At 71.9% G+C, this 20,783-nt stretch carries 19 protein-coding genes; 11 read left to right on the top strand and 8 right to left on the bottom strand.

Annotated elements, in window-relative coordinates; translation table 11 throughout:
• Window positions 1-5: 5 nt before the first annotated feature.
• Window positions 6-812: a head GIN domain-containing protein gene (locus tag LXT12_RS15765; protein ID WP_233393152.1), complete on the bottom strand. Its 807-nt coding sequence runs from the start codon at window positions 810-812 to the stop codon at window positions 6-8.
• A gap of 124 nt (window positions 813-936) precedes the next feature.
• Between LXT12_RS15765 and ypfJ the strand changes: the two genes are divergently transcribed.
• The 6 genes from ypfJ to pssA all read left to right on the top strand — a co-directional run bounded on the left by ypfJ (window position 937) and on the right by pssA (window position 5,672).
• A complete protein-coding gene (gene ypfJ, locus LXT12_RS15760; protein ID WP_233393151.1) occupies window positions 937-1,809 on the top strand; it encodes a KPN_02809 family neutral zinc metallopeptidase in 873 nt (290 codons plus the stop codon).
• A gap of 146 nt (window positions 1,810-1,955) precedes the next feature.
• Window positions 1,956-2,684 carry a hypothetical protein gene (locus LXT12_RS15755; RefSeq protein ID WP_233393150.1) on the top strand — a complete coding sequence of 243 codons (729 nt, stop codon included), beginning with the start codon at window positions 1,956-1,958 and terminating at the stop codon, window positions 2,682-2,684.
• Window positions 2,685-2,758: 74 nt separating this feature from the next.
• The gene (locus LXT12_RS15750; protein ID WP_233393149.1) at window positions 2,759-3,034 is read left to right on the top strand and encodes a hypothetical protein; all 276 of its coding nucleotides are present in this window, start codon (window positions 2,759-2,761) and stop codon (window positions 3,032-3,034) included.
• Window positions 3,028-3,933 (top strand): HprK-related kinase A, encoded by a 906-nt coding sequence (locus tag LXT12_RS15745; protein ID WP_233393148.1) that lies wholly within the window; start codon window positions 3,028-3,030, stop codon window positions 3,931-3,933. Before LXT12_RS15750 ends, LXT12_RS15745 begins: the two co-directional genes overlap by 7 nt.
• Window positions 3,930-5,045 carry a nucleotidyltransferase domain-containing protein gene (locus LXT12_RS15740; protein WP_233393147.1) on the top strand — a complete coding sequence of 372 codons (1,116 nt, stop codon included), beginning with the start codon at window positions 3,930-3,932 and terminating at the stop codon, window positions 5,043-5,045. Before LXT12_RS15745 ends, LXT12_RS15740 begins: the two co-directional genes overlap by 4 nt.
• Window positions 5,046-5,051: 6 nt before the next feature.
• Window positions 5,052-5,672, top strand: a complete 621-nt coding sequence (gene pssA, locus LXT12_RS15735; protein ID WP_233393146.1) for a CDP-diacylglycerol--serine O-phosphatidyltransferase — start codon at window positions 5,052-5,054, stop codon at window positions 5,670-5,672.
• 7 nt (window positions 5,673-5,679) lie between these two features.
• On the opposite strand, the gene LXT12_RS15730 is transcribed toward pssA, so the two are convergent.
• On the bottom strand, window positions 5,680-5,901 hold the full coding sequence (locus tag LXT12_RS15730) for a hypothetical protein (protein WP_233393145.1): 222 nt from the start codon (window positions 5,899-5,901) through the stop codon (window positions 5,680-5,682).
• Window positions 5,902-6,193: 292 nt separating this feature from the next.
• Between LXT12_RS15730 and LXT12_RS15725 the strand changes: the two genes are divergently transcribed.
• Window positions 6,194-6,373, top strand: a complete 180-nt coding sequence (locus tag LXT12_RS15725) for a hypothetical protein (protein ID WP_233393144.1) — start codon at window positions 6,194-6,196, stop codon at window positions 6,371-6,373.
• On the opposite strand, the gene LXT12_RS15720 is transcribed toward LXT12_RS15725, so the two are convergent.
• Window positions 6,374-7,279 carry a LysR family transcriptional regulator ArgP gene (locus tag LXT12_RS15720; protein WP_233393143.1) on the bottom strand — a complete coding sequence of 302 codons (906 nt, stop codon included), beginning with the start codon at window positions 7,277-7,279 and terminating at the stop codon, window positions 6,374-6,376. It lies immediately after the preceding gene.
• 73 nt (window positions 7,280-7,352) lie between these two features.
• Here LXT12_RS15720 and LXT12_RS15715 point away from each other — a divergent pair, with 73 nt between their 5' ends.
• Together LXT12_RS15715 and LXT12_RS15710 are read left to right on the top strand one after the other, a co-directional pair.
• A complete protein-coding gene (locus tag LXT12_RS15715) occupies window positions 7,353-7,991 on the top strand; it encodes a LysE/ArgO family amino acid transporter (protein ID WP_233393142.1) in 639 nt (212 codons plus the stop codon).
• Between the two features lie 8 nt (window positions 7,992-7,999).
• Window positions 8,000-9,274 carry a D-amino acid dehydrogenase gene (locus LXT12_RS15710; RefSeq protein ID WP_233393141.1) on the top strand — a complete coding sequence of 425 codons (1,275 nt, stop codon included), beginning with the start codon at window positions 8,000-8,002 and terminating at the stop codon, window positions 9,272-9,274.
• Here LXT12_RS15710 and prsT read toward each other — a convergent pair whose 3' ends face one another.
• The gene (gene prsT, locus LXT12_RS15705) at window positions 9,275-12,061 is read right to left on the bottom strand and encodes an XrtA/PEP-CTERM system TPR-repeat protein PrsT (RefSeq protein ID WP_233393140.1); all 2,787 of its coding nucleotides are present in this window, start codon (window positions 12,059-12,061) and stop codon (window positions 9,275-9,277) included.
• Window positions 12,062-12,145: 84 nt separating this feature from the next.
• Between prsT and LXT12_RS15700 the strand changes: the two genes are divergently transcribed.
• Window positions 12,146-13,414: an Hsp70 family protein gene (locus LXT12_RS15700; RefSeq protein ID WP_233393139.1), complete on the top strand. Its 1,269-nt coding sequence runs from the start codon at window positions 12,146-12,148 to the stop codon at window positions 13,412-13,414.
• On the opposite strand, the gene LXT12_RS15695 is transcribed toward LXT12_RS15700, so the two are convergent.
• Window positions 13,347-14,015, bottom strand: coding sequence for a YecA/YgfB family protein (locus tag LXT12_RS15695; protein WP_233393138.1), 669 nt, complete (start codon window positions 14,013-14,015; stop codon window positions 13,347-13,349). The genes LXT12_RS15700 and LXT12_RS15695 overlap by 68 nt on opposite strands.
• A 217-nt stretch (window positions 14,016-14,232) precedes the next feature.
• On the opposite strand from LXT12_RS15695, the gene LXT12_RS15690 reads away from it, so the two are divergent.
• Window positions 14,233-16,398, top strand: coding sequence for a putative bifunctional diguanylate cyclase/phosphodiesterase (locus LXT12_RS15690; protein WP_233393137.1), 2,166 nt, complete (start codon window positions 14,233-14,235; stop codon window positions 16,396-16,398).
• A gap of 21 nt (window positions 16,399-16,419) precedes the next feature.
• Here LXT12_RS15690 and gshA read toward each other — a convergent pair whose 3' ends face one another.
• From gshA to LXT12_RS15675, 3 genes are all read right to left on the bottom strand, one after another.
• Window positions 16,420-17,913, bottom strand: a complete 1,494-nt coding sequence (gene gshA / locus LXT12_RS15685; protein ID WP_233393136.1) for a glutamate--cysteine ligase — start codon at window positions 17,911-17,913, stop codon at window positions 16,420-16,422.
• A gap of 45 nt (window positions 17,914-17,958) precedes the next feature.
• Window positions 17,959-19,620: a SulP family inorganic anion transporter gene (locus LXT12_RS15680; protein WP_233393135.1), complete on the bottom strand. Its 1,662-nt coding sequence runs from the start codon at window positions 19,618-19,620 to the stop codon at window positions 17,959-17,961.
• 124 nt (window positions 19,621-19,744) lie between these two features.
• The gene (locus tag LXT12_RS15675; RefSeq protein ID WP_233393134.1) at window positions 19,745-20,731 is read right to left on the bottom strand and encodes a tripartite tricarboxylate transporter substrate binding protein; all 987 of its coding nucleotides are present in this window, start codon (window positions 20,729-20,731) and stop codon (window positions 19,745-19,747) included.
• Window positions 20,732-20,783 lie beyond the last annotated feature (52 nt).

Genomic DNA, 20,783 nt, shown 5'->3' with positions numbered 1-20,783 from the left:
TGGAGTCAGCGACGCTGGATTTCGCCCGAGCCGCTGACGCTTTGGCGCAACTGCGGCCGGCCGGCGTAGCTGAGGTCGCCGGAGCCGCTCAGTTCGGCGTCCAGCTGCTCGGTGACGCCCAGCGATGCGTCGCCCGAGCCGTTCAGCTCGACACGGGCGCTGCAGCCGGCCAGCGAGCGCGCGTCGACGTCGCCGGAGCCGCTGATACGCCAGGTCTGCTGCTCGGCGCGGCCCGACACCCGCACGTCGCCAGAGCCGCTGATGCTGACGGTCAGCACCTTGAGATCCACCAGGCCGAGGTCCACGTCGCCCGAACCTTCGACGTCCAGGCCGAGGCTGTCGCCCTTGAAGCGCTCCACAGCCAGGTCGCCCGAGCCATTGACGGCCACGGCCTGGAGGGTGCGGGCATCGACGCGCACCGAGGGGGCCCTGCGCGTGCTGAAGCCGGCATCGCGCTTGACGCGCACGACCAAGGTGCCTCCCTCCACCGCCGTCTCGACCAGGGGCTCGATGTTGTCGTCGGCGACGACGGTCGCCTGGTCGGCGGCGGCCTGGGACAGCCGCACGTCGACCGGGCCGTCGATGCGCAGCCGGGTGAACGGCGCCAGCGCCCGGACCTTCTCGACCTTGACGCCCGAACCGCGCACCCGGTTGCGCCCGCTGCCGTAGTCCATGGGCCCGTTGAAGCTGGCCGACCAGCCGTCAACCTCCTTCTTGATGCGCAACCGCCAGTCGTTGTCGCCGGCGAAGGCGGCACCGGCGGCAAGCAGGGCGAGGGCGGCGCAGAGGGTCGGCAGGGCGAGGCGTTTCATGGAGGGCTCCCGGTCGGCAATGCGGCAGTCTGTCGCGGCGGCATGGCGCTTGCCGGCGCGGCGCGATGGACTGCAGATCCGCGGTGATGGACCGTAGGATGACGGGACCAGCAGGAGAGATTTCATGAAGTGGGAAGGCCAGCGGGAGAGCGAGAACGTGGAAGACGTGCGCGGCAGCAGCGGCGGCGGCGGCCTGCCCATCGGCGGGCGCGGACTCAGCCTGGGCGGCGTCGTCATCGCCCTGCTGGCCTCCTGGATCTTCGGCGTCAACCCCCTGGCGGTGCTGGGGCTACTGGACGGCGGCGGCGGCCCGGCGCAGGCGCCCACGCCGGCCCAGACCCATCCCCAGGACCCCGAGGCGCGCTTCGTCAGCACGGTGCTGGCCGACACCGAAGACGTGTGGAGCGCCTATTTCCAGCGCACCGGCCAGGCCTACCCTGCGCCCAAGCTGATCATCTACCGGGGCCGCTACCCCACCGCCTGCGGCGCGGGCGAAGCCGCCATGGGGCCTTTCTACTGTCCGGCGGACCGCAAGGTCTACATCGACCTGGGCTTCTACGACACGCTGCGCGAGCGACTGGGCGCGCCGGGCGACTTCGCCCAGGCTTATGTCATCGCCCACGAGGTCGGCCACCATCTCCAGAACCTGATGGGCACCACCGACAAGCTCGACGCCGCCCGGGGGCGGGTGTCGCAGCGCGAGGCCAACGCCATGAGCGTGCGGCTGGAGCTGCAGGCCGACTGCTTCGCCGGCGTCTGGGCCAACCTGTCGCAGCGCGGCAAGGGCTGGCTGGAGCAGGGCGACGTGGAGGAGGCCCTCAATGCCGCCACCCAGATCGGGGATGACACCCTGCAGAAGCGCGCCCGCGGCACCGTGGTGCCCGAAAGCTTCACCCACGGCAGCAGCGCCCAGCGGGTCGGCTGGTTCAAAAGGGGGCTGGAAGCCGGCGACCTGAAGGCCTGTGACACATTCAACAAGTCGTCGTCGGCAGGCTGAGCGCCACCCGTTCGAGGGGGGATGAGGCCTACCGACCTGCCCGGCTTCTGTGAAACACTGTCTTAGACGGCTCACATGCCTGCACTAGCATCGCGGCCGTCCAAGCCATGCAACCGGTGTTGCGCAGGCCAAGCAGGGTTCCAAAAATGAATGAGCGCACTCCCTCCGATCCCGAACTGGGCGGGCCTGCCGGCCCGTCCGCACCGCCTGCCGCGTCGGGCCGGGTGGTGGCGTCTCGCCGGCAATTCGCCAAGGCGGGCGCGGCGGCGCCCGTCGTGCTGGGCAGCCTGCTGAGCAAACCGGCCCTGGCCTCCCAGGCCTATAACTGCACCGTTTCGGGGCAGATGTCCGGCAATGCCTCGCCCCGCCCCGGCAAGGTGGACTGCAAGACCATCGGCAAGTCGCCCGGCTACTGGAAGAACGCGGCGAGCTGGCCGGCCGGCACCGTCAAGGGCGTGATGCCCGCCGGCAACTGCAGCTTCGCCAACAATACCAAGGGCACCGTCTTCGGCGGCTTCACGAGCGGCGGCCAGGCGCTCGTGGACGCCTTCCGCTACAAGTCCGAGTCGTCCAACTGCAACGTCTACGGCTCTCGCGACCCCGTCTTCTCCACCTGCTCGTCCAAGGCGTCGATGCTCCAGGTGCTGAACACGCCGGGCGGCCTGAACGACACCATGATCTACGCCCTGGGCCGCGCCACCGTCGCCACCATCCTGAATGCCCTGAGCGTCGGCACCGACTACCCCATCACCGTGGCGCAGGCCATCAAGATGTTCAACGCGGTCTGCCCCCTGGGTGGCAAGTACCAGGTCAACGGCAGCGTGTACTGGGACGACAACCAGGTGCTGGCCTACTTCCAGAGCCTGTACTCCTGAGCACCGGCGCAGTCGATGTGACACTTCGGGCGTCCACTGCGACGCCCGAAGTCATTTCAGTCCCGACCGCTTCCGTGACCCGGCCCCCCTCCTCGTCCCCGCCCCGCTGGACGCTCACCCACGGGGCCGACCTGTCCATCCACGTCTGGGGCGACGACTGCCTCGTCCACCACGCCCTGTCCAACGACACCCATCGCCTGGCTGCCTGGCTGGTGCCGGCGCTGCGACGGCTGGGGCAGCAGCCGCCAGCGACGCTGGAGGAACTGGCCACCCTGATGGAGGCCGACGAGGACAGCGCCCGCGACGCCCTGGAGCAGCTCGAGCGGCTGCTGCTCGTCGAGCCATGCTGACCGTCGGCAGCCTCGAGCGGCCCGAGCTGCTGCGCCGCCTGCGCGAGGGCCTGACCCTGCGGACCGGCCCCTTCGCCTACCGCATCCACAGCCGCTGCGCTCCCGTGGCTGACGGCCTGGCCACCCTGTATGCCGACTTCGAGGTGGAGGCGCCGGGGGGCATCGCCGACTTCCACGTCCACGTGCGGCCGGTGCGCGGGCCGCGCCGCTGGTGGCGCCCACAGGTGGAGTTCCGGCTCGACCAGCACAGCCCCTTCCTGCCCCTGCCCGCCGACCACGCCTTCGCGCTGCTGGAATGGGGCATGAACTGGTGCCTGGCCAGCCAGGCCAACCATCACCTGCTCTTCCACGCCGCCGTGCTGGAGAAGAACGGCGAGTGCCTGGTCATGCCGGGCGACCCCGGCGCGGGCAAGAGCACGCTGACGGCCGCGCTGATGCTGTCGGGCTGGCGGCTGCTGTCCGACGAGATGGCCATGATCGACCGCGACAACGGCCTGGCCGTGCCGCTCGCCCGGCCCGTCAGCCTCAAGAACCGATCCATCGACATCATCCGCGCGTTCTCGCCCCAGGCCGTCCTGGGCGAGGCCGCGCGGGACACGCACAAGGGCACGGTCTCGCACCTGCGGGCCTCGCCAGCCAGCGTGGCGGGGCGGCTGATCCCGGTGCGGCCGACCCAGCTGCTTTTCCCGCACTGGAGCGCCGGCGCCGCCACGCGGCTGACGCCCGTTCCCAAGGGCGAGGCCTTCGAGCGCCTGGCGTCCCACGCCTTCAACTACAGCCTGCTCGGCCGTCTGGGCTTCGAACTGACCGCCGCCCTCATCGATGGCTGCCAGTGCTGGGACTTCGGCTACTCCGACCTGCCCGACGGCCTTGCCGCCCTGGAGGGCCTGCGCTCATGACGCCCCACTGGCAGGCCCTGCTGCTGGCGCTGCGCGAACCGGCCCGCATGGCCGCGTTCGACGACGCCACCTGGGACCTGCTGATGCGCCAGGCGCTTTCAGCCGGCGTGCTGGGGCGGCTGGCGGCGCTGGCACGGCAGGCCGGCATCGAGGCCGCCCTGCCCCTGCCGGTGCGCCGGCACATGGGGGCGCTGCTGGCCGTGTCGGACCAGCAGCGCCGCGCGGTGCGCTGGGAGCTGGTCCTGCTGAGCCGCGACCTGGCCGCCCTGCGCGGGCCGGTGCTGCTGCTCAAGGGCGCCGCCTACGTGGCCGGCGAGCTGCCGCCGGCCCCCGGCCGGTTGTTCTCGGACATCGACCTCCTGGTGCCGCGCGACCAGCTCGACGAGGCCGAGGCGGCCCTCATGCTGGGTGGCTGGGTCAGCGCCGCGGGCACCGCCTACGACGAGCGTTACTACCGCCAATGGATGCACGAGCTGCCGCCCATGGTCCACCTGCGCCGGCAGACCAACCTCGACCTGCACCACAACATCCTGCCGCTCACGGCCCGCATCAAGACGCCGTGCGGCCCGCTGCTGGCCGCGGCGCAGCCGGTGCCGGAATTCCCGCGCTTCAGCGTGCCGGCCCCCGTCGACCAGGTGCTGCACAGCGCCACTCACCTGATGCACGAAGGCGAGTGGGGCCATGGCCTGCGCGACCTCGCCGACCTGGACAGCCTGCTGCGCCTGCATGGCCGCGAGGCCGGCTTCTGGGAGGCCCTGCTGGCGCGCGCCGCCCTGCTGAACCTGGGCCGGCCGCTGTTCTACGCGCTGACCCAGTGCCGGCGCTGGCTGCACACGCCCGTGCCCGACGACGTGCTGGCGCGCTGCCCCTCGCGCCCCGGCCGCCTGGCGCAGCGCCTGATGGACGCCGTGCTGCAGCGTGCGCTGACCAGCGCCCACCGCGGCTCGACGGCACCGGGTACACGGCTTGCCGAATTCATGCTCTACGTGCGCAGCCATTACCTGAGAATGCCCCTGCACCTGCTGCTGCCCCACCTGATCGTCAAGGCCGTGAGCCGGCCGCCGCCGGGCAGGGACCAGCAGGACGAGGCCGACCCGGCCGCCCAGCCCTGAGCCCGCATGGACAACAAGCCCAAACCGTTCTCGATGATCCGCGAGTTCCATCTCGCCGACTGGTTCACCCTGGGCAACGCCTGCGCCGGCATGGGCGCGTTGTTCTCGGTGATGAGCTTCCTGCGGGGCGGCGACACCCGCCACCTGCAGTACGCCTGCGCCCTCATTCCGCTGGCCCTGGCCTTCGACGTGCTGGACGGGCGCATCGCCCGCTGGCGGCAGAAAAGCTCGGCCCTGGGCCGCGAGCTGGACTCGCTGGCCGACGTCATTTCCTTCGGCGTGGCGCCGGCGGCCATCGCCTACGGCTGCGGCATGCAGGGCCTCTACGACCGCATCGTCCTGGTCTTCTTCGTGGCCTGCGGCGTCAGCCGGCTGGCCCGCTACAACGTGACGGCCGAGAAGCTCAGCGGCGGCACCGGCAAGGTGGCCTACTTCGAGGGCACGCCCATCCCGACGTCGATGCTGCTCGTGGCCGTGCTGTGGGTGGCCGCCGCCCAGGGCGCCATCGGCGAGGCGCTGTGGGGCGGCGTGTGGTGGCTGGGCGGCTTTCGCCTGCACCCGCTGGTGCTGCTGTTCGCCGTCTCGGGCTCGCTGATGGTGAGCCGGATCCGTATCCCCAAGCTCTGAGCCGCGTTCAGGCGGTACGGCGCGACAGCCAGCTCAACGGCGAATCCTGGGCCCCGCGCGGCGACTGCGACTCGAGGAAATCGCTGGCCGGCTGGCTGCGGTATTCGCTGACGGCGCCGCCATCGAGGCAGGCGTCCAGGCCGAAGGCGGTGCCGAGGTCGGCGGGATCAGGTTCGCCGCGCACAGCGGCGTCACGGCGGAAGAAACGCAGCGCTGGTACGAATCGCATGGCGGAACCTCTCTGGCTTGGCGCCGATAACCTCATCGGCAACGTGGCCAGTGTGAGGGATTCATATGACAAGAGAACCCCCCGACTGTGAGTAAATATTGCCCCGGCTGGCATTACCACACATCCAGGGTGGGCCGTTTCCCCAGTAGGCATCGGGGTTTGTGGCTGATTCGCATCAGCGCGGGAGCGTTGTGCGATTGCAAATCCAGAGCCATCCCCCCAGGTCTATTGATCCAAATCGGTCCGGTTGAGCTTAAGCTGCGCCCTCCCTGACCCCCCCGGGCTTTCCCGCATGACCTCAGCAGTACTGAAATGGATCGCCAATGGCCTGATCGGCCTCGTCGTGGCGGGCACGCTGTGGATGGCCCAGGCCGTGCAGACCGGCGACCACGGCGCCGCTTCGCTGATGCTGGCCCAAGTCAGCGCTCCCGACGCCGCCGCGTCCGCCCCGGCCGCCCCCGTCGCCCGCTGATCAGCCGAGCGCCCGCCGCGCACCTTCGGCCAGGGCCTGGCCGATCTGGTCGAGCAGCGCCCCGCGCCCCTGCAGTTGCCACTGGTGCCAGTAGAGCGCCACGTCCACCCCCACCTCCGGCCTGAGCACGACGAGCTGTCCCGCCTCCACGAAAGGCCGCAGCTGGATCTCCGGCGCCACACCCACACCCCAGCCCATCACGGCGGCGCGCACATAGGCTTCGCTCGACGGCACGAAGCGCTCGCGCAAGCGCGGCGCGCGCACCCCGAAGGCCTGTGACACCCACTGCACCTGGCTGTCGTCCTTGCGGTTGAAGACGAGGAAGGGCGTATCGGCGAAATTGCCGGCATGCAGTCCCTCCCGCAGATAAGCCGCCTGGAAGCCCGGGCTGGCCACGGCCACATAGCGCATCACGCCCAGCGCCTGCACACGGCACCCCTGCAGGGCCTCCGCCACCGTCGAGACGCAACCCAGCACCGCGCCCTGGCGCAGGCTGTCGTGGGTGAAGTCCTGGTCGTCCACCACCAGCTCCAGCCCGTAGCCCTCGCGCAGTCCCTGTTGCACGAGACCGTCCAGCGCCGGCAGCACCCAGGTCGCCAGGCTGTCGGCGTTGACGGCGATGGCCAGCCGCGACTGCGGCGACACCCTCTCGCCCAGCTCCCGCGCCACGTCCACCCGCAGCGCCTGCAGCTGGCGGGCGAAGCGCAGCAGCACCTTGCCCGCCTCCGTCAGGCGCAAGGGACGGGAGCGCACCACCAGCGGCTGGCCGACCTGGGTTTCCAGCGCCCGCAGCCGCTGGGAAACGGCGCTCTGGGTGATGGACAGCCGCTGCGCGGCGCGCTCGAAGCCCTGCTCGTCGGCCAGGGCGGCGAGGCAGTCGAGCGCAGCGGGGTCGTATTCGTTCATAAGCACCGCTAATGTATGGCGAAGAATATGAATGGCCCTTCTTGAAACGGCTCGCCCTGCGGAGAATCGCCCGATGCCTGCCTCCGCCCTGGCCTCCCCTGCCGCGACCGCCGTGTTCGCCCAAGGCTGGGCCATGGGTGCGGGCCTGATCCTGGCCATCGGCGCGCAGAACGCCCTGGTGCTGCGCCAGGGCCTGCGGCGCGAGCACGTGGGCGCCGTCGTCGCCGTGTGCACGCTGTCGGACTGGCTGCTGATCGCCCTGGGCGTCTTCGGGCTCGGCACCCTGATCCAGGCAAGCCCGATGCTGCTCCAGGTCTTCCGCTTCGGCGGCGCAGCCTTCCTGCTGGCCTATGCCGTGCTGGCCGCGCGGCGGGCCTGGCGGCCCTCGGCCGGACTGCAGGCGGGCAGCCACCCCGCCACCCTCGGCGCCACCTTGTCGGCCGCCTTCGCCTTCACCTACCTCAACCCCCACGTCTACCTGGACACCGTCGTGCTGCTCGGCGGCCTGGGGGCTCGCCAGCCGCCCCAGCTGCGCGCGGCATTCGCGATCGGCGCCGGCCTCGCGTCGGTGATGTGGTTCGGCCTGCTGGGCTTCGGCGCGGCGGCGGCGGCGCCGCGGCTGCGCCATGCCCGCACCTGGCAGATCATCGACACCGGGGTCGCGCTGCTGATGGCGACCCTGGGCCTGCAACTCCTGCTTCAACCCCTCTGAGAACCTCCATGAAGATCGTCGTCCTCGGCGCCGGCATCATCGGCATCGCCACCGCCTGGTATCTGCTCGACGAAGGCCACGAGGTCATCGTGATCGACCGCCAGGCGGACGCCGCGCTGGAGACCAGCTTCGCCAACGGCGCACAGATCTCGGTCAGTTTCTGCGAGCCCTGGGCCAATGCCGATGCGCCCTTCAAGGTGGCCAAGTGGCTGCTGCGCGACGACTCGCCGCTGCTCTTCCGCCCGCGCCTGGACCCCAACCAGTGGCGCTGGGGCCTGGCCTTCCTGATGCAGTGCACGAACGCCGCGTTCGAGCGCAATGTGGAGCAGCTGGTGCAGCTCGGCCGCTACTCGCACGCCTCGCTGAAGGAGCTGGTCGCGCGCACCGGCATCGAGTACGACCGCCTGGAGCGCGGCATCCTGCACTTCTTCTCCAGCCAGGCCGATTTCGATGCCGGCGCCTCGGGCGCCGAGATCATGCGCCGCCACGGCGTGGACCGCCGGGTGCTGAGCCGCGAGGAGGTGCTCAAGGTGGAACCGGCGCTGGCCGCCTTCGGCTCGCGCATCGCCGGCGGCACCTTCACGCCCAGCGACGAGAGCGGCGACGCCCGCGTCTTCACGCAGAAGCTGGCCCAGCTCTGCGCGGCGCGCGGCGCGCAGTTCCTCTACGAGCACGACATCCTCGGCCTGCAGCGCTCGGGCGATGGCATCGAGGCGGTGCAGCTGGCCGACGTGCGCAGCGGCGAGCGCAAGTCCCTGAAGGCCGACGCCTTCGTCGCTGCCATGGGCTCCTACACGCCGGCCCTCGTGAGGCCGCTGGGCGAATCGCTGAACATCTATCCCGCCAAGGGCTACTCGGCCACGCTGCGGCTCAAGCGGCCCGAGGCCGCCAGCGTCGTCAGCCTGCTGGACGACAGCCGCAAGATCGCCATCTCGCGCCTGGGCGACCACGTCCGCATCGCCGGCACGGCCGAGCTGTCGGGCTTCGACACCTCGCTCGACACCCCGACCGCCCAGGTGCGCTGCGCGGCCCTGGTGCGGCGCTACGAGGAGCTCTTCCCCGGCGTGGCCGACACGACCGAACCGAACTACTGGACGGGCCTGCGGCCGAGCACGCCGACCAACATCCCCTACATCGGCCGCAGCACCCGCGCCCGCAACCTGTGGCTCAACGCCGGCCACGGCACGCTGGGCTGGACGCATGGCGCCGGCTCGGGCCGAGCCATGGCGGAACTCATCGCCGGGCGCCGCCCCGACATGGCCTTCGGCTTCTACGGCTGCTGATCAGAGCGTCTTCAGCAGGGCGTCCACGTCCTTCTGCTGCGGGAACTTCTTGCCCAGGCGGGACAGGCCTTCCAGCTCCGTCCTGGCGGCCGCCTTGTCGCCGGACTGGATGAGGATCTGCGCCAGGTTGAACTTGTAGCTGGGCTGGTCGGGCTGGTCGGCGATGAGCTGGCGCTGCACGCTCAATGCCTTGTCGAACTGCTTCTCGTTGGCCAGCACGGTGGCGTAGGTGTCGCGCAGGGCGCCGTCGTCGGGCTTGAGCTTCAGGCCGCGCTCGGCCAGCTCGCGCGCGCCGGGCTTGCCGGTCTTGCTGCGCAGCCAGGCGACGTTGTTGATGAGGGGGATGGCGTCGGGGCTGCGCTTGAGCAGCACTTCGTAGCGGGCCAGCGCGCCTTCCACGTCGCCGCGGGCCAGCGTCACGTCGGCCACGGTCGCGGCGAAGTTGGCGTCCTGCGGATGAGCCGCCTGCCACTGCGCCTCGAAGGACAGGGCCTCGTCGCGCTTCTTGGCCGCCAGCAGGGCGGCGAACAGGCGCGCCGGCGCGTCGCCCGGGTCGCGCAGCTGGATGGCCTTGCGCAGGGCGGCGATGCCGGCATCCATGTGCTGGCGGCCGAGCTCGATGTCGGCCTCGGCGATGAAGGCGTAGGCCTCCTGCGGGGATTTCTTCTGGCGCTCGTGCAGCGTGGCCAGGGCTTCGTCCACGCGGCCCTGGCGCACGGCCAGCGTGATCAGCAGCCGCTGCGCGGCCACCGAACCGGGCTCGGCCTCCAGCGCGCGCTTGACCTCGCGCTCGGCGCCGGCGTAGTCCTGCTCCACGAAGCGCAGCTGGGCCAGGCCCAGCCAGCCCTGGGCACGCGACGGCGCCAACGCCGTCAACCGGGTGTAGGTCTTGGCGGACTGCGCCTTGTCGCCCGTGGCCAGCTGGATGCGGGCCAGCCGCTCGAGCAGGTCGGCATTCAGCGGCAGCGCCGCCGAGGCCTCCTGCGCTGCCTGGCCAGCCTTCACCGCGTCGCCCAGGCGCAGGTAGTGGTCGACCAGCGCCAGCCGCAGCGACGCCTCGGTCGGCTCCTCGCGCACGGCATTGCTCAGCACCTCGGTGATGCGCTCGACGGGCGCCTTGGTCTGCACCAGCAGGTCGGCCAGGGCCAGGCGGGCCTGGGGAACGGCCTTCTGGGTGGCGACGAAGTTCTCCAGCCGCTTGACGGCGGCATCGCCGCGGCCGGCCTGCATGTCGATGGCCACGAGGCCGAGGACGGCCGGCAGGTAGCCGGCGTCGGCCTTCAGCGCGGTCTCGAAGGCCGCCTGGGCGGCCGCCGTGTCCTTGCGCACCAGCTGGATGCGCCCGCGCAGCGCGTCCGGCACCGGGCTGCCCTTCATCTTGGGCTCGAGCTTGTCGATGGCCGCCAGCGCCGCCGGCAGGTCCTGCCGGCGCATCAGCGTGTTGACGAGCATCAGGTCGTAGTTGCTGCCGACGTCCTTGGCGGCCAGTTCGCGCAGCTGGACGATGGCGGCATCGGCCTTGGCCCGGCCGCCGCCGCCCGGCGTGGCGCTGTCGCGCACGATGGCCGCCAGGGCCAGGGCAGCCTGGGTCTTGGCGTCGTCGGGCCGCAGCTTGGCCGCGCCGCCGAAGGCCTGGTCGGCCGCCTCGAAATTGCCCTGCATGAGCTGGGCCTTGCCGGCCAGAAGCAGGGTCTCGGCATCGGCCTTGCCGCCTTCCACCACCGGGCGCAGGGTCTCCAGCGCCTTGGCCGGCTCGCGGCGCTGCAGCTGCAGGCCGGCGAACTGGCGGCGCAGCGAGGTGTCCTCGGGCGCCAGCTTGAGGGCCTGGTTGAGCAGGTTCTCGGCATCGGCCAGCTCGCCGAGCTGCTGGTGGGCGCCCGAGGCCAGGCGCAGCAGCGGCAGGTAGTTGGGCATCGCCTTGAGCAGCGGCTGGGCCAGCTCGCGCGCCTTGGCGGCATCGCCCTTGGCCAGCGCGACCTGAGCCTGCAGGAAACGGCCCTGCGGCTTCTTGGCGACGGCCGGCGGCATGTCTTCCACGAGCTTGGCGGCCGCCTCCACCTGCTGGCGGCCGAAGGCCAGGCGGACCAGCAGCGAACGGGCGTCGAGGTTGGCGGTGTCCAGCGCCAGCACCTGCTGCAGCAGCGGCTCGGCGTCTGCCGGCTTGCCGCGCGACAGCAACACCTCGGCCTTGAGCAGCAAGGCCTTGGCGGACTTGGGCGCGCGCTGCAGCAGCCCGTCGAGTGCGGCCAGGGCCTCGTCCGCGGCGCCGGAGGCCAGCTTGACGCGGGCGCCCGCGACGACGGCCTCCTCGCTGTCCGGCGCCAACTGCAGGGACTGCGCCGACGCCTCCTTGGCCTGGTCGAGATGACCCTGGGCCAGATAGGCCAGCGCGAGCTGGCGCTGCAGCGCGGCCATGGCCTGGGGATTGGCCAGCTTCTGCTCGCCGAACTCGCTGATGAGCTTGCGCGACTGGCCCGAGCTCAGCAGCGTCTGGGCCAGCAGCGGCACCAGCTCGTCCGGCGGGGTGCCCAGCTCCGAGGCCCGGCGCAGCTCGATCTCTGCGCCGGCCAGGTCGCCGCTGTCGAGCAAGGCCTTGCCGAGCAGGAAGCGGGCCTGGGCGTTGTAGCCGTTCTGCTGCAGCAGGTTCTTCAGCTCGATGACGGCGCCGGCCGTGTCCTTCTGGTCCATGCGCTTCTGCGCGGCGGCAAGCAGGTCCTGCTCCGAGCGTTGGCCGCAGCCGGCAAGGGCGGCGGCAAGCAGGACCGGGGCGAAATGGCGCGTCTTCATCGGTTCTCCGGGAAACTGGCGCGCGATTGTGTTCCTAGAATCCGCCCCCCTTGTCAGGACTGGCCCCAGGGCCGGCAAGATGTCATGAGCACCCGCCCCGCCTTCTGCGCCATCGACTTCGGCACGTCCAACTCGGCCGTGGCCGTGCCCGATGCCGCCGGGGCGATGCAGCTCGTCGAGCTGGAACCCGGCCAGCGCACCATGCCCACGGCGGTCTTCTACTTCGCCGAAGGCCGGCACGACGCCGACGGCCCGCCGCGCGCCTTCGGCCGCGCCGCCGTGGCGGCCTACGTCGAAGGCCACGATGGCCGGCTGATGCGCTCGATGAAGAGCATCCTCGGCTCCAGCCTCATCGAGCAGACCACCGACGTCGGCGGCGGCCGCGGCGCCAAGTACGCCGACATCGTGTCCGGCTACCTCAAGCGGCTGCGCCGCCTGGCCGGCGAGCCGGGCCGCGCGGTGCTGGGCCGGCCCGTCTTCTTCGTCGACGGCGAGCCCGAGCGCGATGCCGCGGCCCAGGCCCAGCTCGAGGCCTGCGCGCGCGCCGTCGGCTTCGCCGAGGTGCACTTCCAGTACGAGCCGATCGCCGCTGCCTTCGACTTCGAGCGGCAAGCCCGCCACGAACAGCTCGTGCTGGTGGCCGACATCGGCGGCGGCACCAGCGACTTCTCCATCGTGCGCGTCGGCCCCGAGCGCATGTCTCGGCTGGAGCGCCGGGACGACATCCTTGCCAGCCACGGCGTCCACATCGCCGGCACCGACTTCGACCGCCACATCGAGCTGGCCGGCCTGCTGCCCGAATTCGGCTACCGCGCGACCGGTCCGAGCGGACGCGAGGTGCCCAGCGGCATCTACTTCGACCTCGCCACCTGGCACCTCATCAACACCTGCTACGCCCCGCTGCGCGTGGCCGAGTGGCGCGGCATGAAGAGCTGGTTCGGCGACGTGCGCCACCATGCGCGGCTGATGACGGTGCTGGAAGAGCGCCTCGGCCACGAGCTGGCCGCGCGCGCCGAGGGCGCCAAGATCGCCATCTCCGGCGGCGCCGACACCACCGTCGACCTCGGCCACGTCGAGCCGGGCCTGGTGCTGCCGCTGAGCGAGCGCCTGGCCGTGGACGCCCTGCGCGCCGACCTCGACCGCATCATCTCGACGGCCCACGAGACCGTGGCCCTCGCCGGGCTGCGGGCCGACGACATCGACGCCCTGTACTTCACCGGCGGCTCGACCGGCCTGCGCCTGCTGGTGGACGGCATGGCCGCGGGCTTCCCGCGGGCCGCTCGCGTCAGCGGCGACCGCTTTGCTTCGGTCGCGACCGGCCTGGGCCTGCACGCCCGGCGGCTGTTTGCCTAGGCTTCAAGGGCCGCGACACGTCCGCGATCATCAGCACCGCGCTGACCAGGCCCTCCACGGCCTCCTCCAGATCCGCCGGCGGCTCCAGGGATTCGATCTCCTCCAGCAGCGCATCGGCATCCTCGAGGTCGTCGGGGTCCAGGTGCATGTAGATCGCGGCCAGCGGCTCCAGCAGCGGCTCCTCGGGCAGGCGCATCAACGCCGGGTGGGCGTCCAGCGCGTGGGCGAAACCGGCCACCCAGGGCAGCACCGTCTCGCTCGGCCCGGCCTCGTCGTCCAGCTCGAAGACCCAGGGGTCGAACCACTGGCGGGCGGCGATGGCGACGTTGAGCTCCTTGTGGCGGCGGCGCAGCAGGGCCAGCAACTCGTCGTCGACCCGGGACGGCACGGGATGCCCGCCCTCGCTGTCCAGCAGCGGGGGCAGCCAGGCGGCCAGCGGCACCGGCTCGGGCTGCAGCAGCACGCCGCACAGATAACCATCCAGCATGCTGACATCCAACGGCTCCAGCGGCGCCGGCAAGGCGTCCAGCAGGGCTTGCAGGCGCTCCAGGTCGGCTTCGGTGAAGGCTTCGGCGCGTGGCGCGGAGGTGGGTGCGGGCATGGGCGGGATTATGGGCAGGCGGCGCGTGGGTGAATATTGCCCACCTCTGCCGACGCCTCGCCCCTAAAGTGCGGCTTCCCAACGACGCCCTCGCTTGAGGGCTTCATGACCCGGCAGTCCGCTGACCGGGTCTTTTTTTGGCGGTACGCGTCATCCCTTCACGCGGCGGCTGCGCTGGCGGCGCGGCTTCCGGGACAGCGCTTTCATACTGCCGGCCATGCCCGCCGACCTCGCGTTGCGCTTCGACCCCGCGGTCGTCGTGCTGTCCTACCTCACCGCCGCCTTCGCGTCCTTCGTCGCGCTGGACCTGGCCCAGCGCGTGCGCGCGCCCGACGCGGCGGTGGCGCGCGGCTGGTGGCTCGCCGGTTCGCTGTCCCTGGGCACGGGCATCTGGGCCATGCGCTTCGTCGGCATGCTCGCGCTCAGGCTGCCCTTCGCCGTCGGCTACGACGCCGCGGTCACCCTGCTGAGCTGGCTCGCCGCGGTGGCGGTGTCCGCCATCGCGCTGCGTGTCGCCGCCGAGGACCGGCTCACGCCGCGGCGGCTGGCGATCGGCGCCCTGAGCATGGGCGCGGGCATCTGCGCCATGCACTACACCGGCATGGCCGCCCTCGTGCTGGCTCCAGGCATCCGCTGGAACTGGGCGTTGGTGGCCGCCTCGGCCGGCGTGGCCACGGGCGCATCCGCAGCGGCGCTCGGCATCTTCTTCTGGCTGCGGCGGCTGCCGCACGACTGGGCGCGCTGGGGCCAGGGCCTGGCGGCGCTGGTGATGGGCGCGGCCGTGGCCGGCATGCACTACACCGGCATGGCCGCCGCCGGCATCGACGCGGCCTCGGTCTGCCTCAGCGCCGGCTCGCTCGGTGGCGACAACCTCGGCAGCCTGGTCGCGGCCGCCACCTTCGCGCTGCTGCTGCTGACGCTCTTCACCTCGGCCCTGGACGCCCGCAGCCAGCGCCGCACCAGCCGGCTGCAGCAGTCCCTGCAGGCCGCCACGACGGAGCTGCACGAGCAGGCCCTGCGCGACCCGCTGACCGGCCTGGCCAACCGCCAGCTGCTCGACGACCGGCTGCAGCACGCCGTCGCCCGCGGCCGGCGCGAGGGCGTGCGCCTGGCTCTGCTGACGGTCAATCTCGACGGCTTCAAACCCATCAACGACAGCTTCGGGCTGAGCGCCGGCGACCACGTGCTGCGCGAAGTGGCGCGGCGGCTGCAGGGCCTGGCCCGCGGCCACGACACGCTGGCGCGGCTCGGCGCGGACGAGTTCGCCCTCATGCTCGAAGGCGAGGTCGGCGAGACGACGCTGGCCCAGGTGGCCCAGCGCCTGCTCGACGCCCTGGCCGCGCCCATGGCCGGCGTGCCGGGCGCCGGCAGCCAGCCGCTGCGCCTGTCGGCTTCGGTGGGCATCGCCTTCTACGGCGGCGAGGGACCGGGCGAGGCCCTGATCGCCCAGGCCGACTCGGCGGCCCGGTCCGCCAAGCGTGCCGGCGGCAACGGCTTCGCCTTCTTCGAGGCCCACATGCAGGCCGGCGTGCGCGAGCAGGTCGAGCTGGCCCGCGACCTGCGCGCCGCCCTCGCCGGCGAGCCGGGCGGCGGCACCCTCGCCCTGCACTACCAGCCCAAGGTGGCCACCGAGGAGGGCGACATCACCGGCGTCGAGGCCCTGCTGCGCTGGCAGCATCCGCAGCGCGGCGCCGTCGGCCCGGGCGTCTTCATCCCGGTGGCGGAGCGCTTCGGCCTCATCGTGCCGCTGGGCGACTGGGTCATCGCCGAGGCCTGCCGCCAGCTCGCCGCCTGGCGCGACGAGGGCCTGCAGATGCGCGTGGCCATCAACCTGTCCGTGCAACAGCTGCGTCAGCCCGATGCCCTGGTGCGGCGTTTCGAGGAGGCCCTGGCACGCCATGCCATCGCGCCCGGGCAGCTGACCTGCGAGATCACCGAGTCCGTCGCGATGGACGACGCCAGCGCCACCCAACGCGCCCTGCAGCGCCTGGCCACCCTCGGCCTGGCCCTGTCCATCGACGACTTCGGCACCGGCTATTCCAGCCTGGCCTACCTGCGCCGCCTGCCGGTGTCGCAGTTGAAGATCGACCGCAGCTTCGTCCAGGACCTGGAGACCAGCGCCGATGCGCGCGCCATCGTCAAGGCCGTCATCGAACTCGCCCATGCCTTGAGCCTGCAGGTGGTGGCCGAGGGCGTGGAGACGGAAGGCCAGGCCGCCGTGCTGCGGGGCAAGCGCTGCGACAAGCTCCAGGGTTTCCTGTTCGCGCGCCCCATGCCGGCCGAGGAACTGAGCCGCTGGGCCCGCGACCACCGCGGGTCGGCCACGGGGCTGCGCTTCAGCGACTCGCTCTACAGCGAGCTGGACGAAGGGGCCAACGTCTAGCCCCGCGGCCCGGCGCGGCGTTCAGACCGCCATCCGCTCGGGCGCGACGTAGAAGCGCCGGAACTCCTCGAAGTCCATGGTGTCGGCCGCCTCGATGCGGGCCTGCTCGGCCAGCGAGTCGGCCGCCATCTTCTCGAAGCGGCGCTGCAGCTCGTCAGGGAAAGGCAGGGCCAGCAGCCCGGCACGCGTGGCATCGCTCTGGCGGCTGATGAAGGCGACGTGGCTGTCGTCGAAGTCCTGGGCCATGACCGCAAGCACGCGGGCCGAAGGGCACAGGTCCGGCTGGGCGAGCCGCTGCGCCACGCGGGCCAGCGCGGCGCCGTAGGCATTGCCGCCGTGGGCCGCGTCCAGGGCCCGGGCATGCACGGCGCAGGCCGCGAGGATCTCGCCGGCCCAGTCGGCCAGCGACCGCTCGCCACCCTGCCAATGCTCCAGCATCAGGCCGGGCTCGCGGCCACGCGCGGCGACGCGGTGCTGGTTGCGCGCGTTGGCGGCGATCTCGGCGGGCGAATCGTGCGGGCTGTCGGCGTGCAGGCAGTGCAGCAGGAAGGCGTCCAGCACGCGGATGGTGTCGGCGCCGATGCCGACCGGCTCGAAGGGGTCGAGGTCCATCAGCCGCACCTCGACGTACTCGACGCCGCGCTCGCGCAGCGCATGCAGCGGGCGCTCGCCCGAGCGGATCACGCGCTTGGCGCGGATGGTGCTGTAGAACTCGTTCTCGATCTGCAGCAGGCTGGTGGACAGCTGTTGGTAGTCGCCGCCGGGCGTCTGCACGCCGATGGCCTCGTAGGCCGGGTAGGGCCGGGTGAGCGCGTCCTGCAGCGAGGCAGCATAGCTCTCCAGGCAGTTGTAGCTGACGGCGATGCTGGCCTGGGCGTCGCTCTGGTAGCCCAGCCGTCCCATGCGCAGCGACGTGGCGTGCGGCAGGTAGAGGGTGTGCTCGGACAGCCGCTGCAGGCCGTGGTCGCGGTCGTGGACGAAGCTGTCGCACAGCGCCGGGCTGGCGCCGAACAGGTAGAGCAGCAGCCAGCCGTGGCGGCGGAAGTTGCGGATCAGGCCGAAATAGCCGTCGGTGCCCACCCCCGGCAGCGACCAGTTGTAGTGGATGCCGGAGATGGTCTGCATGCGCCGGCCGTAGCGCTGGCCCAGGCCCACGCGGTAGACGCTCTTGGCGCGGCCGACGTTGCTGCTGCCGTAGCGGCCGATGGGAATGGTCTCGTCGGTCGGCAAGCCGCAGGGCATGGAACTCACCCACAGCCGTTCGTCGGCAAGCGCCCGGTAGACGGCCTGGTGGATCTCGGTCAGCTCGCGCAGGCAGTCGTCAACGCCGGCATGCACGCCGGTGATGAGCTCCAGCTGCGACTCGCTGTAGTCGGTCGTGATGTGGGGGTGCGTCAACGCCGAGCCCAGGGCCAGGGGATGCGGGGTCAGCGCAAGGCCGCCCCCGGGCAGGGCACGCAGGCTTTCCTTTTCGATGCCGCGGCGGATGCCGAGCAGTGTCTCTTTGTCGTTCATGGCGTCCGGGGGACCAGATGGGCCCGAGACGGTAGCAGAACCGCGCTACAGCTGCCCCGGCGCGTCGTGGTCGGCCAGGCTGGGCCTCAGGGCATGTTCGCCGGCCTGGATGCCTTGGTGATGGCTGAGGTAGAGCGGCACGTGGTAACGCTCCAGCCAGCCGACGGCCTTGAGCCGGTCCAGCACCGGGCCCTTGACTTCGGAGAATTCCAGGCCCAAGTCCTCGGCGGCCAGGGCCGCGTGCAGCTCCTGCAGGGCCACGAGGCCGGAGACGTCGATGTGGTTGACCGGGCCCATCAGCAGCAGCACGCGGCGCGGCTCGCCCACCTTGGCGCGATGCTCGGCCACCAGGGCCAGCACCACGTCCACCAGGCCGCGGGCGTTGGTGAACACCAGGCTTTCGTCGATGCGCAGCCCCACCACCTCGGGCCGGCACTCGACGACATGGCGCTCGACGTTGCGGTAATGATGGGTGCCCGGCACCCGGCCGATGCGGGCGACGTGGGGGCGGGCCGTGCGCTGCAGCAGCAGGGCGATGGAGCCGACGACGCCCAGGGCCAGGGCCGCGCCCACGCTCCACAGCAGCACCGCCGCCGTGACGGCTGCCATCAGCAGGCCCTCGGCGCGCGCATAGGCCCAGGCCTCGCGGTAGTGGCGCAGCGTGAAGCCGCCGAGCACCGCCACGAGGATGGTCGCCGCCAGCACCGGCTTGGGCAGATAGGCCAGGGGCCGGGCCAGCAGCAGCATGGCCAGCAGCATGAAGACGGCGACGAAGACCAGGCTCCAGCGGCTGCGCGAGCCGGCCTCGTGCAGCAGGATGCTGCGCGAGAAGCTGCCCGCCACCGGCATGCCGCCGGTGAACGAGGCGACCAGGTTGGCCGCCGCCAGGCCGCGCAGTTCGGCCGCGGGCAGCAGCTTCTCGCCCCGCCGCTGGGCGAGGGATTCCGACACCGCCAGGCTGGACACGAAGGCCATCAGCCCCACCAGGGCGGCCGAGGGCAGCAGCTGCAGCCACAGGGGCTTGTCCAGCGACGGCAGGGCCAGGGGCAGGGCCAGGGACGGCAGCGCCCCGACCTGGGCCACGCCGGAAGCGGCCGGCGTGAAGGCCGACAAGCCCATGGCCCCCACCAGCAGCAGCAGCGGCGCCAGCCGCGCCAGCAGCCGCGGGCCGGCCCGGCGCGACAGGAGCAGCAGGGCCACGGCGCCGCCGCCCCACACGGCGCTCACCGGCCGCAGGCCGCCATGCACGGCCGACGTGGCGAGGTCGGGCAGCGTGAAGCCGGCGGCGGCGCTGCCCAGCAGCACGGGCAGCTGGCCGGCGGCGATCATCAAGGTGGCGCCGTTCTCGAAGCCCCGCAGGGCCGGCACCGACAGCAGGCTGGACAGGGCGTCCAGCCGCAGCAGGGCCGCCAGGCCCAGCAGGGCGCCGACCTCGGCCGCCAGCACCAGGGCGCCAGCCTCGGCCGACACGCCTGCCGGCAGCCCGGCCAGGGCCTGCGCGATCATCAGCGCCAGCACCGCGACGGGGCCGAGACCGAGCACCGGGCTGGAGCCCAGGGCCGCGTAGGCCAGCAGCGGCAGCAGGCTGGCGTACAGCCCCACCTGCGGCGGCAGGCCGGCGAGCATGGCGTAGGCCAGGCTCTGCGGGATCAGCAACACGGCGACGATGGCGCCGGCCATCAGGTCGGCGCGCCAGGTGGACTTCATGTCAGTTGTCCATTCCGCGTTCGCGGCATCGGCGACGCGTGAAACGAATGCGGGGTTTCATCCCGGCCGGCCCGGTATGGCGATGGACTCCCGTCCAGCGATGCAAGTTCGGGCGAGGGCCCCATCAATCCACCTTGGCCCCGGAGACCTTGACGACCCGCGCCCACTTGGCCGTCTCGGCGGCGATCAGGGCGGCGAACTCGGCCGAGCTGCCGCCGCCGGCGACGGCCCCCTGCCCCGCCAGCCGCTCGCGCAGGGCCGGCGTGGCCAGGGCCGCGGCGGCCTCGCGCTGCAGTCTCGCCACCTGGTCGTGCGGCTGGCCCGCCGGGGCCAGCAGCCCGAACCACGAGCTGGCCTCGAAGCCCTTGAGCGGCGCGCCGCCGGCTTCGGCGATGGTGGGCAGCTCGGGCACGGCCGGGCTGCGCTGCGCGCTGGTCACGGCCAGGGCCAACAGCTTGCCGGCCTTGATGTGGGGCAGGGCCGAAGGCAGGTTGTCGAACATCAGGTCCATGTTGCCGGCCATCAGGTCCATCAGCGCCGGGCCCGAGCCGCGGTAGGGGAAGTGCAGCATGTAGCTGCCCGTCATGGCCTTGAACAATTCGCCGGCGAGGTGGATGGACGTGCCGTTGCCGCTGGAGGCCATGTTGAGCTTGCCGGGGTTGGCGCGGGCGACGCGAACGAGGTCGGCGACGCTGCGGATGCCATAACGCGCGGCATTGGCGGGGTTGAGCACCAGCACGTTGGGCACCGAGGCCACCAGCGTGACGGGCGCGAAGTCCTTCACCGGGTCGTAGGGCAGCCTGGGGTAGAGCGCCGCATTGATGGCGTGGGTGCCGACGGTGCCCATCAGCAGCGTGTGGCCGTCCGTGGCCTTGGCCACCTCGGCGCTGCCGATGTTGCCGCCGGCACCGGGCTTGTTGTCGACGACGACCGCCTGGCCCAGGCGCTGCTGCAGCTCGGGCGCCATGGCGCGGGCCAGCAGGTCGGTCGTGCCGCCCGGCGTGAAGGGCACGACGAGGCGCACGGGCCGCGACGGCCAGCCGGCCTGGGCCAGGGCGGGCAGAGCGAGGCTGCCGGCCAGGGCAGCCGCTTGTCGGCGGTTGAACTTCATCATGGTCTCCATCAGTCATCAGCGTTCCGGCCGAGCGGCGGGCCGCGCTAGG

The organism is Pelomonas caseinilytica (assembly GCF_021353235.1).
In the GTDB taxonomy this organism is placed as follows: Bacteria; Pseudomonadota; Gammaproteobacteria; order Burkholderiales; family Burkholderiaceae_C; genus Pelomonas; species Pelomonas caseinilytica.
This window is presented reverse-complemented; position numbering and strand designations above follow the sequence as displayed.

Coding starts and splice junctions, on each gene's coding strand:
- LXT12_RS15765 (WP_233393152.1), bottom strand. CDS start 812: ATGAAACGCCTCGCCCTGCCGACCCTCTGCGCCGCCCTCGCCCTGCTT.
- ypfJ (WP_233393151.1), top strand. CDS start 937: ATGAAGTGGGAAGGCCAGCGGGAGAGCGAGAACGTGGAAGACGTGCGC.
- LXT12_RS15755 (WP_233393150.1), top strand. CDS start 1,956: ATGAATGAGCGCACTCCCTCCGATCCCGAACTGGGCGGGCCTGCCGGC.
- LXT12_RS15745 (WP_233393148.1), top strand. CDS start 3,028: ATGCTGACCGTCGGCAGCCTCGAGCGGCCCGAGCTGCTGCGCCGCCTG.
- LXT12_RS15740 (WP_233393147.1), top strand. CDS start 3,930: ATGACGCCCCACTGGCAGGCCCTGCTGCTGGCGCTGCGCGAACCGGCC.
- pssA (WP_233393146.1), top strand. CDS start 5,052: ATGGACAACAAGCCCAAACCGTTCTCGATGATCCGCGAGTTCCATCTC.
- LXT12_RS15730 (WP_233393145.1), bottom strand. CDS start 5,901: ATGCGATTCGTACCAGCGCTGCGTTTCTTCCGCCGTGACGCCGCTGTG.
- LXT12_RS15725 (WP_233393144.1), top strand. CDS start 6,194: ATGACCTCAGCAGTACTGAAATGGATCGCCAATGGCCTGATCGGCCTC.
- LXT12_RS15720 (WP_233393143.1), bottom strand. CDS start 7,279: ATGAACGAATACGACCCCGCTGCGCTCGACTGCCTCGCCGCCCTGGCC.
- LXT12_RS15715 (WP_233393142.1), top strand. CDS start 7,353: ATGCCTGCCTCCGCCCTGGCCTCCCCTGCCGCGACCGCCGTGTTCGCC.
- LXT12_RS15710 (WP_233393141.1), top strand. CDS start 8,000: ATGAAGATCGTCGTCCTCGGCGCCGGCATCATCGGCATCGCCACCGCC.
- prsT (WP_233393140.1), bottom strand. CDS start 12,061: ATGAAGACGCGCCATTTCGCCCCGGTCCTGCTTGCCGCCGCCCTTGCC.
- LXT12_RS15700 (WP_233393139.1), top strand. CDS start 12,146: ATGAGCACCCGCCCCGCCTTCTGCGCCATCGACTTCGGCACGTCCAAC.
- LXT12_RS15695 (WP_233393138.1), bottom strand. CDS start 14,015: ATGCCCGCACCCACCTCCGCGCCACGCGCCGAAGCCTTCACCGAAGCC.
- LXT12_RS15690 (WP_233393137.1), top strand. CDS start 14,233: ATGCCCGCCGACCTCGCGTTGCGCTTCGACCCCGCGGTCGTCGTGCTG.
- gshA (WP_233393136.1), bottom strand. CDS start 17,913: ATGAACGACAAAGAGACACTGCTCGGCATCCGCCGCGGCATCGAAAAG.
- LXT12_RS15680 (WP_233393135.1), bottom strand. CDS start 19,620: ATGAAGTCCACCTGGCGCGCCGACCTGATGGCCGGCGCCATCGTCGCC.
- LXT12_RS15675 (WP_233393134.1), bottom strand. CDS start 20,731: ATGAAGTTCAACCGCCGACAAGCGGCTGCCCTGGCCGGCAGCCTCGCT.